Source organism: Sodalis sp. RH19 (assembly GCF_047324215.1).
GTDB lineage: Bacteria > Pseudomonadota > Gammaproteobacteria > Enterobacterales > Enterobacteriaceae > Acerihabitans.
In genome coordinates, this window is the sequence record NZ_CP178734.1 from 1,184,084 (window position 1) to 1,203,009 (window position 18,926).

The window sequence follows — 18,926 nt, forward strand, 5'->3', positions numbered from 1 at the left end:
CGGTGATCCAATATGAAAAAGTGATATCTTATGCCGAAAATAAGCTAATCTGAGCAGCTCACAATATCGCGCCGACCCATGGCGGGACTTCAGATAAATATCGGCTATCGTCAGCAATGAATGTTATTTGACGGCCCGGGCCGCCTGCCGCTTTAGTATTAAGACGCAAGCTAAAGGGGTATTAAAATGACGCATTATGTTGACCTGCCCGGCGCCGGCCGGAACCGAAGCCGAAGCCGTAAAGTGGCGTTTGCCGCGTTTATCGGCACCACCGTAGAATGGTATGATTTTTATATTTACAGTACCGCCGCGGCGCTGATTTTCAGCCATACCTTTTTTCCGCCTTCATCCAATCCGCTATCCGGTCTGTTGGGATCTTTTGCCGCTTATGGCGTGGGCTTTTTTGCGCGCCCGCTGGGCGGTATCATTGCCGGCCATTTCGGCGATCGGGTCGGGCGCAAACGGGTGCTGGTCTCCTCCCTGGTTTTAATGGGCGTCGCGACGCTGCTGACCGGGTTATTGCCTACTTATGCCGTCGCCGGACTGTGGGCCACCGTCCTGCTGGTCTTGCTGCGGTTGCTGCAGGGTATCGCGACGGGGGCGGAATGGGGCGGCGCCTCGCTGCTGTCGGTCGAGCACGCCACGCCGAAAAACCGGGGATTTTTAGGCTCTTTCACGCAAATCGGCTCGGCGGCCGGCATGCTGCTGGCGTCGGGCACGTTTCTTATCGTCAGGGCGTCGATCAGCGCGGACGCCTTTGCCGCCTGGGGTTGGCGGCTGCCTTTTTTGTTCAGCATCGTGCTTATCGGCATCGGTATTTTCGTCCGCCTGCGTATTGACGAACCCGAGGCTTTTTTGCGCGCCAAGGCCGCCGGGAAAATACAGCGCTTTCCCGTGGCGCAGGCGATCCGCCGGCATCCGCGCGGGTTGCTGGTCACCATCGGATTACGCCTGGCGCAGCCGGCGATGTATGCCATCCTAACCACGTACGCGCTGAGCTACCTGGTATTAAAACGCGGCGACGCCACCATGGCGCTGACCGCCGTTCTGGTCGGTTCCGCGGCGGCGATTATCGCCACGCCTTTCTGGGCGCTGCTCTCCGACAAAATCGGCCGCCGCGCGCCGGCGGTCTTCGGCATCCTGGGCATCGGCATTCTGGTCTGGCCGTTCTTTTGGTTTTTGGACCACGGCAATCTGACGTTTCTGCCGCTGGTGGTGGCCGTGGCGCTGGCGGTGTTCGACGCCGCGATATATGGACCGGGCGCGGCCTGGTTTTCGGAGCAATTTCCCATCGAGGTGCGCTACAGCGGCGTCTCCATCGGTTATCAGGTAGGGACGCTTATCTCCGGCGGCCTGACGCCATTTATCGCCACCTATCTGTTTTCGGTGGGTGACGGTTCGCCCTGGCTTATCAGCGCCTATATCTCGTTTTACGCCCTGTTAAGCCTGATTGCCGCCTTCGCCGCGCAAGATCCGGTGCGGGATGGCCGTAACGCGGCACGCGCCGCGCCGGCGGGCGCCGTCTCGTTAGATGCCGAGGATCTCGCATGAGCCATCAACATGATGCCGATATTTTGGCGACGCTTGAGGCCGCCAGTCCGCATGCCGCGGCGTTCAGAAACCTGTCCCGCAGGCATTGGAACAATGGGGCGCTAAGCAGCAGGGATAAACATCTGGTGGCGGTGGCGGTCGCGCAGGTGACGCGCTGTGCTTATTGTATTGAACACCATGCGCGGTTGGCGCGCCGGCTGGGCGCCGTCAGGAACGACGTCTTGGCCGCCGCCTATATCACCGCGGCGCTGGAAACACTGCCGGGCGGCGATATCGATATTAGCGCGGACGGCGCTATTAGTGTGCGATCATCGCCGTTGAGCGGACTGCCGGTGGAGAACGACCGCACTATTTTCGTTAATACCCTGCTGAGGGAACCGACGCTGCCGCTGACGCTGCGTTATGTGACCGCCGCCGCGGTGGCCCTGGCCAAAGAGCGGGAAGGGCTGCGGCTGGCGTTTCACCAGGCGGCGCTGCGGGCCGGGGCGCTGCCGCAGGCGCTGGAAGAGGGGTATGCGGTGGCGTTGGTGCTCCGGGCCGGAGCGGTATACGCGCATACGCTGGGCATTGCGAAAGCGTTCGAATAAACCCGCGCGCAGCCCGGGTCAGGCGCCGGCTTCGGCCCCCAGCAGCGCCAAGGCCCGGGTGCGCAAGGCGATAAGCGTGGGATGATTACGCCTGCGCGGATAGGGCAGTGCGACCGGGATGGTTTCCAGGATACGCGCGGGACGCGGTCCGAACACCACGACCCGGTTGGCCATCAGCAGCGCTTCCTCCACGTCGTGGGTGACCATCAGCACGCTGTAGCGCTTTTCCCGCCACAGGCCGACCAGTTCCCCCTGCATACGGATGCGCGTCAGCGAGTCCAGCTTGCCCAGCGGTTCGTCCAGGATCAACAGACGCGGGTCGTTGACCAGCGCGCGGGCCAACGCCGCGCGCTGCGCCATGCCGCCCGAAAGCTGCCGGGGATAGGCCTGGGCAAACTGCGCCAGCCCCACGCGTTCCAGCACCCCATCGACCCGCCGCCGGCCCCGTTCGTTAAGTAATCCCTGCGCTTGCAGGCCCAGCGCCACGTTTTGCCAGACGGTGCGCCAGGGAAACAGCGTGGGATCCTGGAATACCACCACCCGCGCCGGATCGGGCCGCCGAATAGGCTCGCCGTCTTCCAGCAGTTGGCCGGAAAGCGGATTTTCCAGGCCGGCCACCAGCCTGAGCAGGGTGGATTTGCCGCAGCCCGACGGTCCCAGCAGCGCGATAAACTCGCCGGGCGCCACGCTGATTGAGACCTGCTCCAATACCGGCAATAGCCCGCCGCCAAGATCAAAACCATGGCTGACCCGGTTTATATCCAGTCGCAGACCGGCGCCGGCGCCTGACGGCGTAAAGGTGGACGGAGCGTCGGGCTTATTGATGATCAGGGTCATATGCTGTTTCCTTAAATAAATAGCGAAAGCTTATTGCCGCATAACGATAATTACTTTATGCATATATATCCGGCACTTTTTTCTTCCCCTAACGTAACGCGGTAAAAATTCCATCACAAGCGCACCTATGGTCTAATTAATTATATTTAATTCCAGAATGATATTTACTTATTGAGAATTGCGGCGTAGTTATATTGTCACTTCATCTGCTGAATTAAACGTTTTAGCCGGCAAAGGTAAACGTTAATAATATGCTAAATATCGCCAAACAATGTTAATTGATAATAACATTTATCCCCTGTCAGGCAGCTTAAATGAGAATGGGTTTGATTAATATACTTTATGGCTACACACATTTGAGTATATTCATTGGGAACGCATTTATAAAGAATAAAAACGCATATACCCGCAGCGGATAATGTCGCCTTCATTTTTTGGCTTCTTTATCGGCCAGGCTATATCGCCAAAAATTACCGGGAGGTTATATGACATCCGAGGCATGGGAGCCGGCGGCCTCGTCCGCCGCGGCAGTCTCTGCGCGAGGGCAAGGGCAGGACTTGGGGTTCTGGACCATGGGCTTTTGCGCCGCCGTCGCCTGGGGCGCGGTGGCGGCGCTGATGATCCTCTGGCCGGATAAACCGGTCGGTTTTGCCCGCCCGCTTTATATTGCGCAAACGCACGCCCTGGCGGCGGGCATCGCCCTGTTATTATTATTGTTTTCCCTGGGAGAACGCCTGCCGCTGCTACGCTTGATTATCGCCCCGCTAACGCGCCATGTCCGGTCCGGTGGTAAATGGTTTTTTGCCCTGGCGCTGTTTGTCGCGGCCTGGGAGGTGTCGACCGCCAAGCTGGCGTGGCTGCCGGCGCCGTTTTTCGCGCCGCCGCATGCGCTGGTGGAAGCCTACGCCACCGACTGGCTCCGGCTGGGCGACAGTCTGCTGCACTCCCTGCGTCTGCTGTTCTTCGGTTTTTTATTCGGCAGCCTGAGCGGATTTTTAACCGGCGTCGCCATCGGCTGTTCAAAAAGTCTGGGATATTGGCTGCACCCGATATTACGGTTTCTCGGGCCGGTGCCGTCAACGGCATTATTACCGCTGACGCTTTATTTCTTTCCTTCCAGCTTTTCGGCGGCGATATTCCTGATTGCCCTGGCCACCTGGTTTCCGGTGACGGTATTAACCTGGTCCGGCGTGGCGAGCGTCGATAAAAGTTATTATGACGTGGCACGCACCCTGGGCGCCAAACCCCTGTTTCTGATTACCCGGGTGGTTATTCCAGCGGCGCTGCCGCATGTATTTGTCGGCCTGTTCATGGGGCTGGGCGCCTCTTTTTCGGTACTGGTGGCCGCCGAAATGATGGGAGTGAAATCAGGCCTGGGCTGGTATTTGCAATGGGCGCAGGGTTGGGCCGCTTATTCCAATATGTACGGCGCGCTGATTGTGATGGCGTTATTATTTTCCACCTTGATAACGGTGCTGTTCGCCGTGCGCGATCGTTTGCTGGCCTGGCAGAGCGGGGCGGTGAAATGGTAATTATTGCGGGTTTCGGCACCCATAAATAACGCCGCAAATCGTATTTTTTATATTTTCTTTCGGGAGTCATGATGGCGAATATTAAGGTTACAAGACGGCATTTTTTGCAATCGGCGGGCGTATTGGGCGGCGTGGCCCTGGGCGGAGGGCTATTCTCCGGCTTACCCCTGGCCCGGGCCGTGGGCGCACCCGTCGCCGCGCCGCTGAAAACCGTGCGCATCGCCTGGCATCAGGCCGGCATTTGCCAGGCGCCGATTTCAGTGGCCTATAAAAAGGGGTTTTTCACCAAGTACGGCTTGCAGGTGGAAACGGTCAACTTTACCGACGGCGATACCCCGCTGGTCGCGCTGTCAACCGGCCAGGCCGAGGCCGGCATCGGCATGGCGCTGCGCTGGCTAAAACCCCTGGAGCAGGGGTTTGACGTCGCCCTGACCGTGGGTACCCACGGCGGCTGCATGCGGCTTGTCACCGCCAAAAACAGCGGCATTACCCAGGTGCGGGATCTGGTGGGGAAGGCGGTGGCGGTAAGCGACCAGGCAAGCCCGGTAAAAAACTTTTTCGCCATCCAGCTGGCTAAACAGGGATTCCATCCCGACAGCGATGTCAATTGGGTACAATATCCCGAACAGTTGTCCGGCGAGGCGCTGCGCAAGGGCGAGGTACAGGCGATTGCCGCCACCGACCCGCAGGGCTGGCTGATCCGTGAACGCGACGATCTGTTCGAGGTGGCCACCAACCTCAGCGGCGCTTACCATGATCGCACCTGCTGTGTACTGGCGCTAAGCGGCGCGCTGGTGCGCAACGACCCCGGGACCGCCCGGGCGATAACCCAGGCGGTGGTCGACGCCCAGCAGTGGGCGGTGGATAATCCTGAAGAAACCGCCGAGATCTTCGCGCCTTTTCTGCCCAGCACCATCAGCGCGGCGCAGGTCAAGGCCATCCTCGCCGAGCATACCCACGGCCACCACACCACCGGCCATCATCTGCGCGCCGAGCTGGCGGCCTACGTGGATGAACTGAAAACCATTAACGTCATCCGGGCCGATACCGATACCCGTACGTTTATCAATAAAACGGTGCCCGATATTTTAAGCGCGTGACGCCGTCAACCGGCGGTGAGTAAAAATTCCGCCAGCACCATGGCGTGGTTGCGCAGCGTATCCCGCGAGGCATAAAGTAACGTGACATCCCCCGTGGCGGCGCGCGTAGCCAGGGGGCGCCACGCCGCCTCATTGTCCCGCAGCTCCTGGCGGTAAGCGGCGCGGAAACCGTCATAGTCCAGCAAAGAGGCATGAAACGCCTGCCGCAACGCCTGCGACGGCGCGACCTCTTTGCACCATAAATCCATCGGCAGGGCGTTTTTTTTCACCCCGCGCGGCCACAATCGATCAACCAATACCCGGTAGCCGTCGCCGGGTTCAACCGGTTCATAAACGCGTTTGCAATAAATCATCCCGCCTCCGTCGCGACCAGCGCGGTATCGCCTTGGGTGCCGTACCGCGCATGCCTTATTATGCGCAGCGTTCCCGCCGCCCCGCCATCATGCAGCAGCGCCGGCGGCGAAAGCAATATCACCGCGCCGGTTAAACAGCGGCGCGCGCGATGCCGTTATCCCTGAACAAGGTTTTTCAGCCTGCCCGGGTCCTGGCCGGCGCTTTTGCTTTACCCCGCCGGCGGCCGACAGGAAGGCGCTGACCAGCATGGCGTGCGTCAGGCGCGCCGGCCGGCTTCCAGGGTCTGCGCGGTCCAGGCCGCCACCTGTTCACTCAGCGTCAGGCCAAGGCCGGGACGGGTGGGCACCAGCATGCGGCCGTCCTTGATCGCCAGACGTTCATTAAACAGCGGTTCCAGCCATTCAAAATGCTCCACCCAGGGTTCGGTCGGATAAGCCGCCGCGAGGTGCACATGCAGCTCCATGGCGAAATGCGGGGCAATCATCAGGCCGGCATGCTCGGCCAGCGCGGCCACCTTCAGGTATGGCGTAATGCCGCCGACTCTCGGGGCATCGGGCATCAGGTAATCCGCCGCGCGGTTTTTGATAAATTCCCAATGCTCGGCGACGCTGGTCAGCATCTCGCCGGTGGCGATGGGCGTGTCAAACTGCGCCGCCAGGGCCGCGTGGCCTTCCGCGTCGTAACAATCAAGCGGCTCCTCGATCCAGATAAGGTTCAGCGCTTCGAAATGGCGGCACATACGCTGCGCGGTGGGGCGGTCCCACTGCTGGTTGGCGTCCACCATCAGCGGGAAGCCGTCGCCAAGATGCTTACGGATGGCGCTGACCCGCTGAATATCCAGCGCGCAATCGGGCTGGCCGACTTTCAGCTTGATGCCGCCGATGCCCTTCTCCCGCGAGATATCGGTGTTTTTCATCAGTTGATCGAGGGGCGTGTGCAAGAAACCGCCCGAGGTGTTATAGCAGCGCACCGAATCGCGCTGCGCGCCCAGCAGACGCGCCAGCGACAGGTTGGCCCGTTTGGCCTTCAGGTCCCATAGCGCCACGTCAAAGGCGCCGATGGCCTGGGTGGCCAGCCCGCTGCGCCCGACCGACGCGCCGGCCCAGCACAGCTTGTCCCACAGTTTGGCGATATCGCTGGGGTTCTCGCCGATAAGCACCGGCGCAATTTCGCCGGCGTGGGCGAACTGGCCGGGTCCGCCGGCGCGTTTTGAATAACTGAAACCCAGCCCTTGATGGCCGTCGCGGGTTTCGATTTCGGCAAATAAAATGGCGATTTCGGTCATGGGTTTTTGCCGGCCGGTAAGCACCTTGGCATCGCTTATCGGATTGGCCAGAGGCAGGAATACCGAGGAAACGCGTACCCAGCTGATGGTATCGTTATCCGCGCATTGAGCAGTGGATGGGGTAATGGACATCATACATTCTCCTGTGAAAGGGATGGGGGTTAGGATTGTTTTGCACCGGCGGCGAAATGTCCGGCGCCGGGCGTCGCCGCGTCCTCGCTGTCGAGGCGGCGCAGCCGGCCGACGATAACCAGATAGGCGAAGGCGCCGAGCAGGCCCATGGCGGCGACATACACCAGCGCCCAATCAAATGAACCGAATTGCTTGATTATCACGCCGATGGCGATGGGGGTAACGATGCTGGCCAGGTTGCCGCACAGGTTAAACATGCCGCCGCTGATGCCCAGGGCGTGCCGGGGGGAGACATCGCCGACGATGCACCAGCCGAGGTTGCCCACGCCTTTGGCGAAAAACGCCAGCGACATCACGGCGATGATCAGCGGAACGGATTGCACATAGTTGGCGATAACGATGCTGCTGGATAATAACAGGCCGCAGATAATGGGGGTTTTCCGTGCCGCGGTCAGGCTGAAACCGCGGCGCAGCATCCAGTCGGACCAGGCGCCGCCGACGATACCGCCAAGACAGCCGGCCACCGCCGGGATGGCCGCCGCCAGCCCCACCTTGAGGATGGTCATGCCCTTGGCCTCGATAAGATAGGTGGGAAACCAGGTCAGGAAGAACCAGGTGATGGAGGTCAGGCAAAACTGCCCCAGGTAGATGCCGAGCATCATGCGATTAGCGCCGATGGTCCTGATCTGGCGCCAGCTGAACGGCGTCGGCGCCTCGCCGATGGACGCCAGGCCGCCGCCAGCTTCGATATAATCCAGCTCCGCCTGATTGACCCGTTTATGTCTGGCCGGGTCCCGCACCACATAAAACCACAGCAGGCCGATCAGGATGCCGGTACCGCCGGTAAAGAAAAACACATGCTGCCAGCCCCAGGTACTGAGCAGCCATAGCATGACAGGGGTGAAAATCGCCAGCGCGGCGTACTGCGCGGACTGGAATACCGCGGTGGCCATGCCGCGCTCGTGCCCGGGGAACCACATCACCGTCAGCCGGTTGTTGGCGGGGAAGGCCGGTGATTCCGCAATGCCCATCAAAAAGCGCAGGACAAACAACGCCAGCAGGGCGGAGCTGAACAGATCGACAAAACCCTGCAGAAAAGTCAGCACCGACCAGGCGATCAGGCTGACGCCCAGCACCAGGCGCAAGCCGAAACGATCGAGGATGATGCCGCCTGGAATCTGCATGCCGGTGTAAGCCCAGCCAAAGGCGGAGAAGGCGATGCCCATCGACACGGCGTCGAACCCCAGATCTTTGCGCAACATGGGCGCGGCGATGGACAGGGTGGCACGATCAACATAATTAAAAATGGTCACGAGAAAAATCATCGCGAGTATCAAATAGCGAACATTCGTCTTCGCCGGGACGGTGTTATTGTTCACGTTATTTCCTTTTTGTAGGGTACCAGGCGGCGCTGGGTAGATAAAAAGGAGATGGGGTTCGATATGATTGCGCAATCATTTACGATCGCGGGAACACCAGGTCCGATGACTGACACCGATCATGCTAATATGATTGCGCAATCATTCAATAAAAAGACCTGTTATTTGTGAGCCAATTCATATTAATTTTGTGGTGCCGCGTTCGATCAGGCTAAAACCGGTATCGATGCGCAGCGGGGCGGGCTCCTGGTTTTTAGCGTTAAAACGCGCCAGCAGCGCCTGGGCGACCAGCAGGCCGATCCTGGCGCCGTCCACCCTGACGGTGGAAAGGGCGGGAAAAACCTGCGCGGCGCTGGACAGATCGCCAAAACCCATGACCGACAGCTCATCCGGCACCCGGATTCCCCGGCTGGCCGCCTCGGCGAGCACCCCCTCGGCGATGGTGTCAGAGCTGCACACGATAACTTCGGGTAAGCCGTGCTGCGCCAGAATGCGTGTTAACCCTTCGCGCCCGGAGGCCAGCGTGGCGGGAGCAGGCATAATCTCGATGGAAACGTCCTGCACGCCGCAGGACGCCAGTTCGGCTATCACGCTGCGGCTGCGGCGCAAGCCGCGCGCGTCCTCAAGGGTGAGCAGCGAGAAGCGCCGGTAGCCGCGCTGGAATAAATGATTCGCCACCTCGATACCCACCTGCTCATGGGAAAAACCGATCTGCATATCGATGGGCGCGTCGCTTAAGTCCCAAATCTCCACCACCGGTATGCCCGCTTTGCGCAGCTTCTCGCGGCTTTCATCGGTATGCAGCGTGCCCGCCAGCACGATACCGTCGGGGCGGCGGCCCAGAATGGCGTCGAGCAGTTGCTCCTCCCGCTCGCTGGAGTAGCCCGTCAGGCCCAGCAGGGTTTGATAACCCTCGGCGGTCAGGCTGTCCATCAGCGCCTGCACGGTATCGGCGAAAATGGAGTTGGCGATGGTGGGGACAAAAATGGCAATCAGCCGGCTTTTGCTGGTGGCAAGCCCTCCCGCCAGCATATTCGGCACATAGCCGGTGGCGCGCACCGCGGCGAAGACTTTTTCCTGGGCCGCGGGGGAGACCAGCTCCGGGCGGTTCAGGGCGCGCGACACGGTGATGGGGGAAACGCCGGCTATCCTGGCGACATCGATAAGGGTAGGGCTTTGCGCCGACGCGCTGGCGGCGTTTTTAGTGGATTTTTTTACCATAATTACCGTCTTGTTTAACTGCAGTTTCCGCCAAAATACTGTCTTTACCCAACCCCTGATCCCGGCATGCCGCCATGGCAATGTCATCATTGGGCAATAAAAGGCGCCTTGGGCGTTGCCGGTAAAAGAGTAACACATTGCCATGGGAGTATCAGCGGCGGGGGCTATTTATGCGGCTTGCTTCTGAAGAATATCAGCCTCTTGCATTCCCTGGAATCATTTTGGAATAGCGCGCTGAAGCACCGTCGGCGGCCTGCCGCTTAAAGATAAAAGCATCGCCATGGTTGAGACTGGCCGGCGCCACCGGTGTTACCGGACTGCTGACTGCGTTCCCCGCCCTTATTCTGCTCAATCTGCGGGCCGTTGGGGAATATGCTGCTTATTATGGGTGCCTGTGCTGGGCGCCGTTATCGACGGAAGTGCCAACGTTTGCTTTACGGCTAAGGTATGCGAAGCCGCTGCGCATCTTTACCGCGAGCGCTTTTTTGGCAATGAGATATGGCGCCAATATCATAAAATGAGGATGAGCGGGGCGCTATGTCCTTATCAAATTAATCGGGTTGAGTAACTGTTTATATATTTCATCAATACATATTGACATTAACCAGAAAAATGTACCAGAGTGGAGTGGCTGACGCTGATGATTTTTTATCAGCGCGCCGCATAGGCTGTTATAGATATATTATTTAATGCTTTTAGATGCGTCATTAAAATATTCCACATGAATTATTCCACATGTGTTTAATTTGAACATAGTTTCCAATAATAATAAATAAAACTATTAAGCGTTCTTTGATGCGCAGCAACGAGCGTAATAAGAATGTATCAAATAATGCAATAAGAATGTAATAACAAGTGCGCTAAAGGATGCGATTATGGCATGGAGCAGACCTATGGATAACACTGACTCTAATGGGCGTATTATTTATCGCTCTAACAATCCAACCCGGCTTTGGTGCTATACCCCTTCAATAGTAAAAACGACCAGCGGCAGGCTGGTTGTGACCATGGATCTCGGTGGCCCCGGCCTGGATAACCAGGAAGCCAGCAACGGAAGCCGTACAAAACGCCGCGGCATAGGTAAAATATTTATTTCCAACGATCAGGGCCGGCACTGGGCTGAGCAGGGATCCTTTCCCTTCTGGCACGCGCGGCTGTTCGAATGCCAGGGCTGCCTTTACATTATCGGCAACGCTGGCGATCTCTATATCATCAGATCGCAGGACGACGGCTTGACGTGGTCGGCGCCGGCGGCACTGACCCGCAATCAATTGTGGCATGGTTCTGCGACGAATATATTGCAGGAAAACGGCGCTATCTATATGTGCATGGATTTAAGAACCGATTTGGGCATATCCGGCTGGAACGTCGCGGGGCTGACGCCGGTCGTACTGCGGGGCAATGGGCGTGATAATCTGCTGGACAGGTCGGCCTGGACATTTTCCACCGGTTTTTCCTTTAACGAAAAATTCAACTATTGCGCGGCGAGCTTCGGGGAGAATTTTGGTATTCCCTTTTATCCTTCCGAAACCGCCGGTCCACGATCCCTGATGCCGACCATCAACGCCTCCCCGCCAGGCTGGCTTGAGGGGAATGTGGTCCGAATAACGGATCCTAAACATATCTGGCACGATCCCGCGAATGCAACGCTTTACATCATCATGCGCACCAATACCAACGGCAGCGGTTATGCCGCGGTGCTTAAAGCGGTGGAGCAGCGGGACGGCGGTATCGCCCTGCAGGTCGTTACCGCGCCGTCGGGCAAGTTATTATCGTTTATCCCGTTTCCCGGCGGCAGCCTGAAATTTTTTATCACATACGACACCCTCACCCACTTGTATTGGATGGCATCTTCAATAATCACAGACTCAATGTGTAAATTATCCGCCACGCCGCAGGGAAGGTATAATTTACCGTCGAACCAAAGAAATATTTTAGGGCTTTATTATTCATCCAATTGCATTGATTGGGTGCAGGCGAGCGTTATCAGCAAAGGTGAAACAGAATATCACGCCAGGAATTACCCCTCTTTTGTCATTTCAGGACAGGACATATTTTTGGTGGCGCGATCCGGCGATTGCTTTGCAAAAAATGGGCAATATACCAACCTAATCACATTTCACATTATCAAAGACTTTCGGTCACTGGTGATTTAGCAAAAGGAGGATGAATGAGCATGAATTATGCCATTTCCGACGCGCTGTATAAAAAAGCGTCGAATGTTATTCCCGGAGGCGTGTCCAGTAATAATCGGGCCAACTGGCAACCGCACCCCCTGTTCTATCAAAAAGCGCGAGGGGCATATGTATGGGATGTCGATGAAAATAAATACATAGATTATGTCCTGGGCCGGGGGCCGTTAATTACCGGTCATTCCCATCCCCGTATCCTTGACGCCATTGCGCAGCAATATCAGGCGGGCCAATTTTTCGCCGGGCAAACCGAACTGGAGATTGTCCTGGCGGAAAAAATAAAAGCCTTGGTGCCCGGCGCGGAGATGGTCCGCTTTTGCAATTCCGGCTCGGAGGCGGTGCATGTCGCGCTGCGCCTGGCCAGATCCGCCACCGGCCGTGAAAAAATCATCCGTTTCGAGGGGCATTACCACGGCTGGCTCGACAATATCGCCTGGGGATTCAGTACCCCGGAAGACACCGCCCAAGATACCGGCGCCCTGTTAGCCATGTCGCGTGGGCAACCCGCCGGCGACGCCGGTAATATCCTCGCGTTACGCTGGAACGATACCGACGCGCTGGAGCGCGTGTTAGCCAGCCAGGCCGGGGATATCGCCGCGGTGGTGACCGAGCCCATCATGTTTAACAGCTTCTGGAGCAATATCCTGCCGGAAAAAAACTATCTCGCCAGAATGCGGGAGCTGTGCGACCACTACCGTATTCCGCTGATATTCGACGAAATCCAAACGGGTTTCAGGACAGCTATAGGCGGCGCCCAGGCCAGGTATGGCGTAATCCCCGATATCGCCACTTTCGCCAAGGCGCTGGGCGGTCCGGTTTGCCTGGCGGCTGTCGGCGGTAAAGAACAGTATATGCGATTGCTTGCCGGCGCCCAAACCTTGCATACCGGTACCTATAATGCGTTCCCGCCTTTCCTTGCCGGCGCAATAACTAACCTGGAAATACTCGCCGATAACGGCGGCGCGGAGCTGGCTAGGATTCATCTGCTGAGTGAGTCGCTGCGGGCGGGATTACAAGACATTGCCGACGGCACGGCGTTGCCCCTGCAAGTCAGGGCAAGTCCCGGCGCGGTGACCACCACTTTTCGGGCAGCGCCGGCGGTTGCCCGCGATTATCGTACAGCTCGGCGTGAACTCAGCCATCCGCTGCTCGTCATGTGGCATGCGGCATTGCAGGCGAGGGGCGTCAGGATTACCCCCGAGGGACTATGGTATGTCTCCACGGCCCATTGCGCCGCTGATATCGACTACACCCTTGAGCAAGCCGCCGCCGCGGTTGCGGCGCTGGAACAGACGGGGGGGCTCGCATGAGCGGAGCGTGCGTAAATACCGTAGCGATACTACTGGAGCCGGGGCGGTTTTCTTTTGCCAGCCGTCAGCTTGAGGAAGAGGTCGCCCCTGGTTATGTCAGGATAAAAATAAATTATTGCGGCGTTTGCGGTACGGATAAATCATTTTATCTGGGCCACAGGAACGAAGGCTATCCCGTATCGTTAGGGCATGAACATTGCGGTGTGATCAAAGCCGCCGGCGCCGGCGTAATCAACTTGCAGCCAGGCAGCCAGGTGGTTATCGACCCCAACTTTCGCTGCGGTCAATGCCATTATTGCCGGCAAAAAAAAGGCCATCTTTGCGTCAGGGGCGGTGAGCAACATTATACCAACCGTGGGTATGCCGGGTACATAGACATCCATTATTCGTACGTCCATAAATTACCCGCTTACCGGAAAGATCATATCGGCGCGCTTGTAGAGCCCCTCTCGGTGGCGCTTCATGCCGTGGCGTTAAGCAATGTATCGGGCCGTAAAGGCGAAATATTGGTGCTGGGCTGCGGCGGGTTGGGGAGCTTGCTTATTTTCGCGCTGCTCGAAATCACCGGGGCCGATGTTTATATCCATGATCATAATGATTATAAAGTCGACCAATTACGAAGCCTGTATCCGGACCGAATCAAGGCCCCCATGGCCGGGCAACGCTTTCAACTTATATTCGAAGCGACCGGCGCTTCCCGTGGCTTTCGCCAGGCTTGTGATCTACTGGATAAATGTTCCAGGCTGGTGGTGCTCAGCAGATACCATGCCGATGAGCCGTTTATTCCAGAACGATTACCCTGGAAACAGCCTGAAATCATATTGTGTCATCTGAATGGCGATAGTATCCATATGGCCGACGCCGCGGCGCTGCTGGCGGATAATTGGAGTACGCAGCATGATAATTTACTGAGTTTTCATTCGCTTGAGGATATTAATAATGTTTTTGCTAATTATGGGAAAATTAAATCCAATAAAAAAATCATCACGCATGAGCAGCTTTAAAGCGCGATTCAACCGAGGATAATATGAATATCGTCACGATTATTCCCAGCCGGTTGGCCTCAACCCGGCTACCGAACAAGGCGCTGGCCGATATTAACGGCCTCCCTATGATTGTTCACGTTTGGCGGCGCGGCATAGAAGCCGATCTTGGGCCGGTCATTGTCGCCTGCGGCGATAAAGCGATTGCCGGGGCCATCCGCGACGTGGGAGGTGAGGCGGTCATGACCGATCCACGGCTTAACAGCGGGTCTGACCGGGTATTTGCCGCACTGGAAGCTGTCGACCCGGCAGGCAAATATGAGGTGATCGTGAACCTGCAGGGAGATATGCCCACGGCCAATCCCGCGATGCTGACAACGCTGGTGGCGCCGCTGCGCCGCCCCGGCGCCGAAGTGGCGACGCTGGCATCGGTTATCGCCGCCCCGAACGAGCGGCTTTCCGATAGCGTGGTTAAGGTGGCCGTCTCTATGCCGCCGGGAAGCAAGGCCGGACGGGCCATCTATTTTAGCCGCAACACTATTCCCTGGGGCGGCGGCGAGCATTATCACCATATAGGTCTGTATGCGTACAGGCGCGATGCTTTGACCCGCTTTTCCCAACTGCCGCCCAGTCCGCTGGAACAGCGGGAAAAACTGGAGCAACTGCGGGCATTGGAGCACGGCATGCGCATCGATATTTCCATTGTGGATGTCAATCCCCTGGGCGTTGACACCCTGGATGACCTTAATATAGCGCGCAGTCTCCTGGTCTGAGCCCGCGCCATCATGTTATCAGGAGGAGAAATATATGGATAAGCAAGCGATACTGCATATTGGCGGCAGGGTTATGGTTAAAGAAGCCGATGCGTTATATGCGATAGCCTCGTCACTCGGCAACTCCGGCTTTTATGAGGCGGTTAATTTAATTCATGCGTCCACCGGCCATGTCATTATCCTGGGCGTAGGGAAGAGCGGGCATGTCGGGCGTAAAATTTGTTCCAGCCTGTCATCCATAGGCACACCAAGTTTTTTTATCCATCCGGTTGAAGCGAAACATGGTGACTTGGGCATGATTACCGCTGATGACATTATTCTCTTAATTTCATATAGCGGCAGAACCGAAGAAATCATGCAGCTTGTCCCTATTTTACATGAACGCGGCGTACCGATAATAGCGATAACGGGGAATAGACTTTCACCCCTGGCGGAAAGTGTGGATATTACCATTGCCTTTGATATCAAGGGCGAGGCCTGTTCCTATGATATCGTGCCCACGGTGAGCGCGAGCGCCACGCTTGCTATCGGGGACGCCATGGCCATTGCGCTTATGGAATTGAGAGGATTTTCCGCGCAGGATTTTTCCAAAAACCATCCGGCGGGCCATTTGGGCGCGCTGTTGGCTGCAAGGTAATCCTCCCTTTTACCCCTTCGCCCTGCATCAGAGATAGCGTGGTGCTGGTGGTTGAAGCACGCCTTCCGGCGTGCTCCCGGCAGTTAATGCGCCGGCTGCGCCGCCGCTGCCGGATCGTGTTTTTTGCAGTCCGTGAGCGCGCCGCAATAGGCATCCAGCAGTTTCAGCGTGACGCCGTTGGTCCAGCCGAAGCCGTCCTGCAGCGCATATTCGCCGCCGCCGCCGCCGCCCAGTCCTTTGCCTTCGACCACATATTTTTCCACCAGCTTGTGCTGCGCGTCATACAGATTTTGCACATTTTTAAGAAAACGGGTGCCGATGGACTGCGCCAGGGCGTCCTGGCCGTAATTTTGCAGCCCTTGTACCGCGACCCACTGCAGGGGCGCCCAGCCGTTGGGCGCATCCCATTGCTGGCCGTTATTGACGGTGGTGGTGGTTAATCCGCCTTCTTTCAGCAACTGGTCGCGCACCGCCTGCGCGGTGCTGACCGCACGCTCGCGCGGCGCGATACGCACAAACAGCGGGAATACCGTGGCGGCGGTGATCGGGCGGGTGATTTTTTTCTGCCGCCAGTCATAATCGGTGTAATAACCGTCCTGCTGGTTCCACAGCACGCGGTTGATGGCGTGGCTGCGCGCGTCGGCCAGCCGGGTATAGCGCAGTTCGTCCCCGGACGCGCCGGCGGCCTTGCTGGCGCGGGACAGCGTCTGTTCCAGATGGAACAGCAGGGCGTTCAGATCCACCGGGATAATGTCGGTGGTATGGATAGTGGCGAGATCATGGGGATCGGTCAGCCAGCGCGAGCTGAAGTCCCAGCCGGAGGCGGCGCCGGCGCGCAGGTCGCGGTAGACTTCCGCCGCCGGCCGGTTTTTCGCCCTGGCGGCGGTGGCGATATCCTCCATCCAGGACTCGGTGCGCGGCACGTCGCGATCGTCCCAATACCGGTTAAGCAGGCCGCCGTCGTCCAGGCGCACCACGCGTTCGGCGGCGGCGCCCTTGGCGAGGCCGTCGGCGCCGCGCATCCAGTAGTCGTATTCCTTTTTCAGCTGCGGCAGGTAGCGCGCATACACCGCGTCGCCTTCCTGCGCGGCGAGCAGTTCCACCATAAACGAGAAAAACGGCGGCTGGGAGCGGCTCAGGTAATAACTGCGGTTGCCGTTGGGGATATGACCGTAGGTATCGATTTCATGCGCGAAATTATCGGTCATGTTTTTGACCCGTTCCCAGTTGCCGCTTTCGGCCAGGCCCAGCATGGTAAAATAACTGTCCCAATAATACACTTCCCGAAAGCGGCCGCCGGGCACCACATAGCTTTCCGGCAGCGGCAGCAGTGAATCAAAGGGTGGCACGCTATCGGTTTTACGGGTCAGCACCGGCCAAAGCCCGTCAATATGCGCCCGCAGGGTCTGTCCCGCAGGCGGCTGGTAGGGTTTGCCTTCGCTGGGCAGGATAAAATGGGTCGCGACAAAACGCTTGAGATCGAACCCGGCCTGGGCGTGCTGATCCTGATACTGCGCCAGGATGGCGGCGGGGTTCTCCCGCGGCACCGCGTCGGCAAAGGTTTTCTGATCGGGGAAAATTCTGGCCTGCTGCACCGCCTCGAACAACGGCCCAAAAAGAATATCGGGCGGCAGCACCGCCGCCGCGGGGGCCAGGGGACCGGATTCGACCGGCTGAGGCGCGGCCATGGCGGTAACGGCGGGGCCGGCACCGGCCGCCAGAACTATCGCCAACAGTATGTTCCTTAATCCAACTGAATAAGGCGCCAGCATGGGTATCTCCTTTTGGATAGGGCGCCGCCCGCCATTGAACCGGCCGCGGCGCGGGGAGGGCATTGTTATGCCTTTGAATAGACAAGATTTAGCAATTTTAGCCGGATTTAACGCCGGCGATGGGATATTTGACCAAAAATGGGGGCTGGTTCAAAGTATTGGCGGGATAATTCTATTTCCAGCACTCTATATCTTTTATCGTTGAGTTATTTTTTCCTGCGGTATCCGCTTATTGTTGCGTATGTTTCATCAGATCGGCGGCGCTGGTATAATAATGAGAAGAGTATTTATTTTGCGAACATGTTATTGTAATTTATTGGAAAATAATTTCTTATTAATATTAAATATAATGAATATTTCTCAGCGTTTGCAGGTCATAAATCGCTTAATGTCTTAACGGATAATTCCGCACTATTCATGGCGAATATTCCCTGACCACAGGATAAGCGTTAAGCCGGTTCGGAGGGTGTCCAGCCGGCAGGGGCAACCCTGCCCGGCTCCAGCCCGCCGGGCTGGTAATGGACAACCGCACCGGCGACTACCGCGTTATGGCAAGGTCAAGCGGGGCGGCGCCGGGTTTCAGCGTCTGCGGCTCCCGGCCGGCGCGGAACAACACCGCGTCGTAAGGCCCCGCCAGCCGCGTCTCGCCGTCGGCGACCGTCAGCCAGTCGCCCTCCGGCAGGCCGATCACGGTCATCTCCGGCCGGGCACGCAGCAGCTCGGCCAGACGCTGGTTGCGCGTTTCCCCCTGATGTCCGGCGGGCAACTGATTGGTATAGTGGGGATTGATCTGGTAGTCCACCAGTCCCAGGGACGCAAAACCGCCCGGATCGACGATCGGCATATCATTGGTGGTGCACAGCGTGGGGCAGGCCAGGTTGGCCCCGGCGCTCCAGCCGATATAGGCCGCGCCCTGGCGCACGCGCTCGGTGATGGCCCCCAGCAGCCCGCGCTCGCGGCAGCATTTCAGCAGATGAAAGGTATTGCCGCCGCCGACGATAATCGCCTCGGCGCGGGCCACCGCCGCCGCCGCGTCATCCAGCGTGTGTACGCTTGTCAGCTCGATGCCCAGCGGCGCCATGGCCTGGCGTACCTTGGCGGTATAATCGTCCCATGCGACGGTGACGCCGGCAAAAGGTACAAACAGCGCCTTGCGGCGGTTCTTTAACAGCGCGCGCATCGGATCGACGGCATGGGCCAGATAGCCGTGGCCGGGCAGCACCGAATTACTCAGTAACAGCAGTTCCATACATCCACTCCTTAATGAATTACCATGGCGGC

16 protein-coding genes and 1 pseudogene are annotated in these 18,926 nt (G+C 58.0%); 10 read left to right on the plus strand and 7 right to left on the minus strand.

The window, feature by feature from the left end; all coding sequences use genetic code 11:
• Positions 1 to 186: 186 nt before the first annotated feature.
• Both ACL2XF_RS05355 and ACL2XF_RS05360 read left to right on the plus strand, forming a co-directional pair.
• On the plus strand, positions 187 to 1,551 hold the full coding sequence (locus ACL2XF_RS05355) for an MFS transporter (RefSeq protein WP_413728176.1): 1,365 nt from the start codon (positions 187 to 189) through the stop codon (positions 1,549 to 1,551).
• A complete protein-coding gene (locus ACL2XF_RS05360; protein ID WP_413728177.1) occupies positions 1,548 to 2,138 on the plus strand; it encodes a carboxymuconolactone decarboxylase family protein in 591 nt (196 codons plus the stop codon). Before ACL2XF_RS05355 ends, ACL2XF_RS05360 begins: the two co-directional genes overlap by 4 nt.
• Positions 2,139 to 2,156: 18 nt before the next feature.
• Here the strand turns inward: ACL2XF_RS05360 and ACL2XF_RS05365 are convergent, their stop codons facing one another.
• Positions 2,157 to 2,969, minus strand: a complete 813-nt coding sequence (locus ACL2XF_RS05365; protein ID WP_410016799.1) for an ABC transporter ATP-binding protein — start codon at positions 2,967 to 2,969, stop codon at positions 2,157 to 2,159.
• A gap of 491 nt (positions 2,970 to 3,460) precedes the next feature.
• Between ACL2XF_RS05365 and ACL2XF_RS05370 the strand changes: the two genes are divergently transcribed.
• Together ACL2XF_RS05370 and ACL2XF_RS05375 are read left to right on the plus strand one after the other, a co-directional pair.
• On the plus strand, positions 3,461 to 4,507 hold the full coding sequence (locus tag ACL2XF_RS05370) for an ABC transporter permease (protein WP_413728178.1): 1,047 nt from the start codon (positions 3,461 to 3,463) through the stop codon (positions 4,505 to 4,507).
• 68 nt (positions 4,508 to 4,575) lie between these two features.
• Complete coding sequence (locus tag ACL2XF_RS05375; RefSeq protein WP_413728179.1) at positions 4,576 to 5,607, plus strand: ABC transporter substrate-binding protein; 1,032 nt, start codon at positions 4,576 to 4,578, stop codon at positions 5,605 to 5,607.
• Positions 5,608 to 5,612: 5 nt separating this feature from the next.
• Here the strand turns inward: ACL2XF_RS05375 and ACL2XF_RS05380 are convergent, their stop codons facing one another.
• From ACL2XF_RS05380 to ACL2XF_RS05395, 4 genes are all read right to left on the minus strand, one after another.
• Positions 5,613 to 5,960 carry a DUF488 domain-containing protein gene (locus ACL2XF_RS05380; RefSeq protein WP_410014681.1) on the minus strand — a complete coding sequence of 116 codons (348 nt, stop codon included), beginning with the start codon at positions 5,958 to 5,960 and terminating at the stop codon, positions 5,613 to 5,615.
• Positions 5,961 to 6,217: 257 nt separating this feature from the next.
• Positions 6,218 to 7,381, minus strand: a complete 1,164-nt coding sequence (locus tag ACL2XF_RS05385; RefSeq protein ID WP_413728180.1) for an L-talarate/galactarate dehydratase — start codon at positions 7,379 to 7,381, stop codon at positions 6,218 to 6,220.
• 26 nt (positions 7,382 to 7,407) lie between these two features.
• Positions 7,408 to 8,703 (minus strand): MFS transporter, encoded by a 1,296-nt coding sequence (locus tag ACL2XF_RS05390; protein ID WP_413728773.1) that lies wholly within the window; start codon positions 8,701 to 8,703, stop codon positions 7,408 to 7,410.
• Positions 8,704 to 8,934: 231 nt separating this feature from the next.
• Positions 8,935 to 9,978: a LacI family DNA-binding transcriptional regulator gene (locus ACL2XF_RS05395; protein ID WP_413728181.1), complete on the minus strand. Its 1,044-nt coding sequence runs from the start codon at positions 9,976 to 9,978 to the stop codon at positions 8,935 to 8,937.
• A 1,007-nt stretch (positions 9,979 to 10,985) separates the two neighbouring features.
• Here ACL2XF_RS05395 and ACL2XF_RS05400 point away from each other — a divergent pair.
• The 6 genes and pseudogenes from ACL2XF_RS05400 to ACL2XF_RS05425 all read left to right on the plus strand — a co-directional run bounded on the left by ACL2XF_RS05400 (position 10,986) and on the right by ACL2XF_RS05425 (position 15,873).
• The gene (locus ACL2XF_RS05400; RefSeq protein ID WP_413728182.1) at positions 10,986 to 12,134 is read left to right on the plus strand and encodes a sialidase family protein; all 1,149 of its coding nucleotides are present in this window, start codon (positions 10,986 to 10,988) and stop codon (positions 12,132 to 12,134) included.
• Positions 12,135 to 12,148: 14 nt separating this feature from the next.
• A complete protein-coding gene (locus ACL2XF_RS05405; RefSeq protein ID WP_413728183.1) occupies positions 12,149 to 13,480 on the plus strand; it encodes an aspartate aminotransferase family protein in 1,332 nt (443 codons plus the stop codon).
• Positions 13,477 to 13,827: pseudogene (locus ACL2XF_RS05410) on the plus strand (alcohol dehydrogenase catalytic domain-containing protein); the annotation flags it as partial. The gene ACL2XF_RS05405 and the pseudogene ACL2XF_RS05410, both read left to right, overlap by 4 nt.
• Positions 13,828 to 13,989: 162 nt before the next feature.
• The gene (locus ACL2XF_RS05415) at positions 13,990 to 14,484 is read left to right on the plus strand and encodes a hypothetical protein (protein ID WP_413728864.1); all 495 of its coding nucleotides are present in this window, start codon (positions 13,990 to 13,992) and stop codon (positions 14,482 to 14,484) included.
• Between the two features lie 23 nt (positions 14,485 to 14,507).
• Positions 14,508 to 15,236 (plus strand): 3-deoxy-manno-octulosonate cytidylyltransferase, encoded by a 729-nt coding sequence (locus ACL2XF_RS05420; protein WP_413723037.1) that lies wholly within the window; start codon positions 14,508 to 14,510, stop codon positions 15,234 to 15,236.
• A gap of 34 nt (positions 15,237 to 15,270) precedes the next feature.
• Complete coding sequence (locus tag ACL2XF_RS05425) at positions 15,271 to 15,873, plus strand: KpsF/GutQ family sugar-phosphate isomerase (RefSeq protein WP_413723036.1); 603 nt, start codon at positions 15,271 to 15,273, stop codon at positions 15,871 to 15,873.
• Between the two features lie 83 nt (positions 15,874 to 15,956).
• Here ACL2XF_RS05425 and treA read toward each other — a convergent pair whose 3' ends face one another.
• Both treA and pepE read right to left on the minus strand, forming a co-directional pair.
• The gene (gene treA / locus ACL2XF_RS05430; protein WP_413728184.1) at positions 15,957 to 17,645 is read right to left on the minus strand and encodes an alpha,alpha-trehalase TreA; all 1,689 of its coding nucleotides are present in this window, start codon (positions 17,643 to 17,645) and stop codon (positions 15,957 to 15,959) included.
• Between the two features lie 538 nt (positions 17,646 to 18,183).
• A complete protein-coding gene (gene pepE / locus ACL2XF_RS05435) occupies positions 18,184 to 18,894 on the minus strand; it encodes a dipeptidase PepE (protein ID WP_410014691.1) in 711 nt (236 codons plus the stop codon).
• Between the last annotated feature and the right edge of the window lie 32 nt (positions 18,895 to 18,926).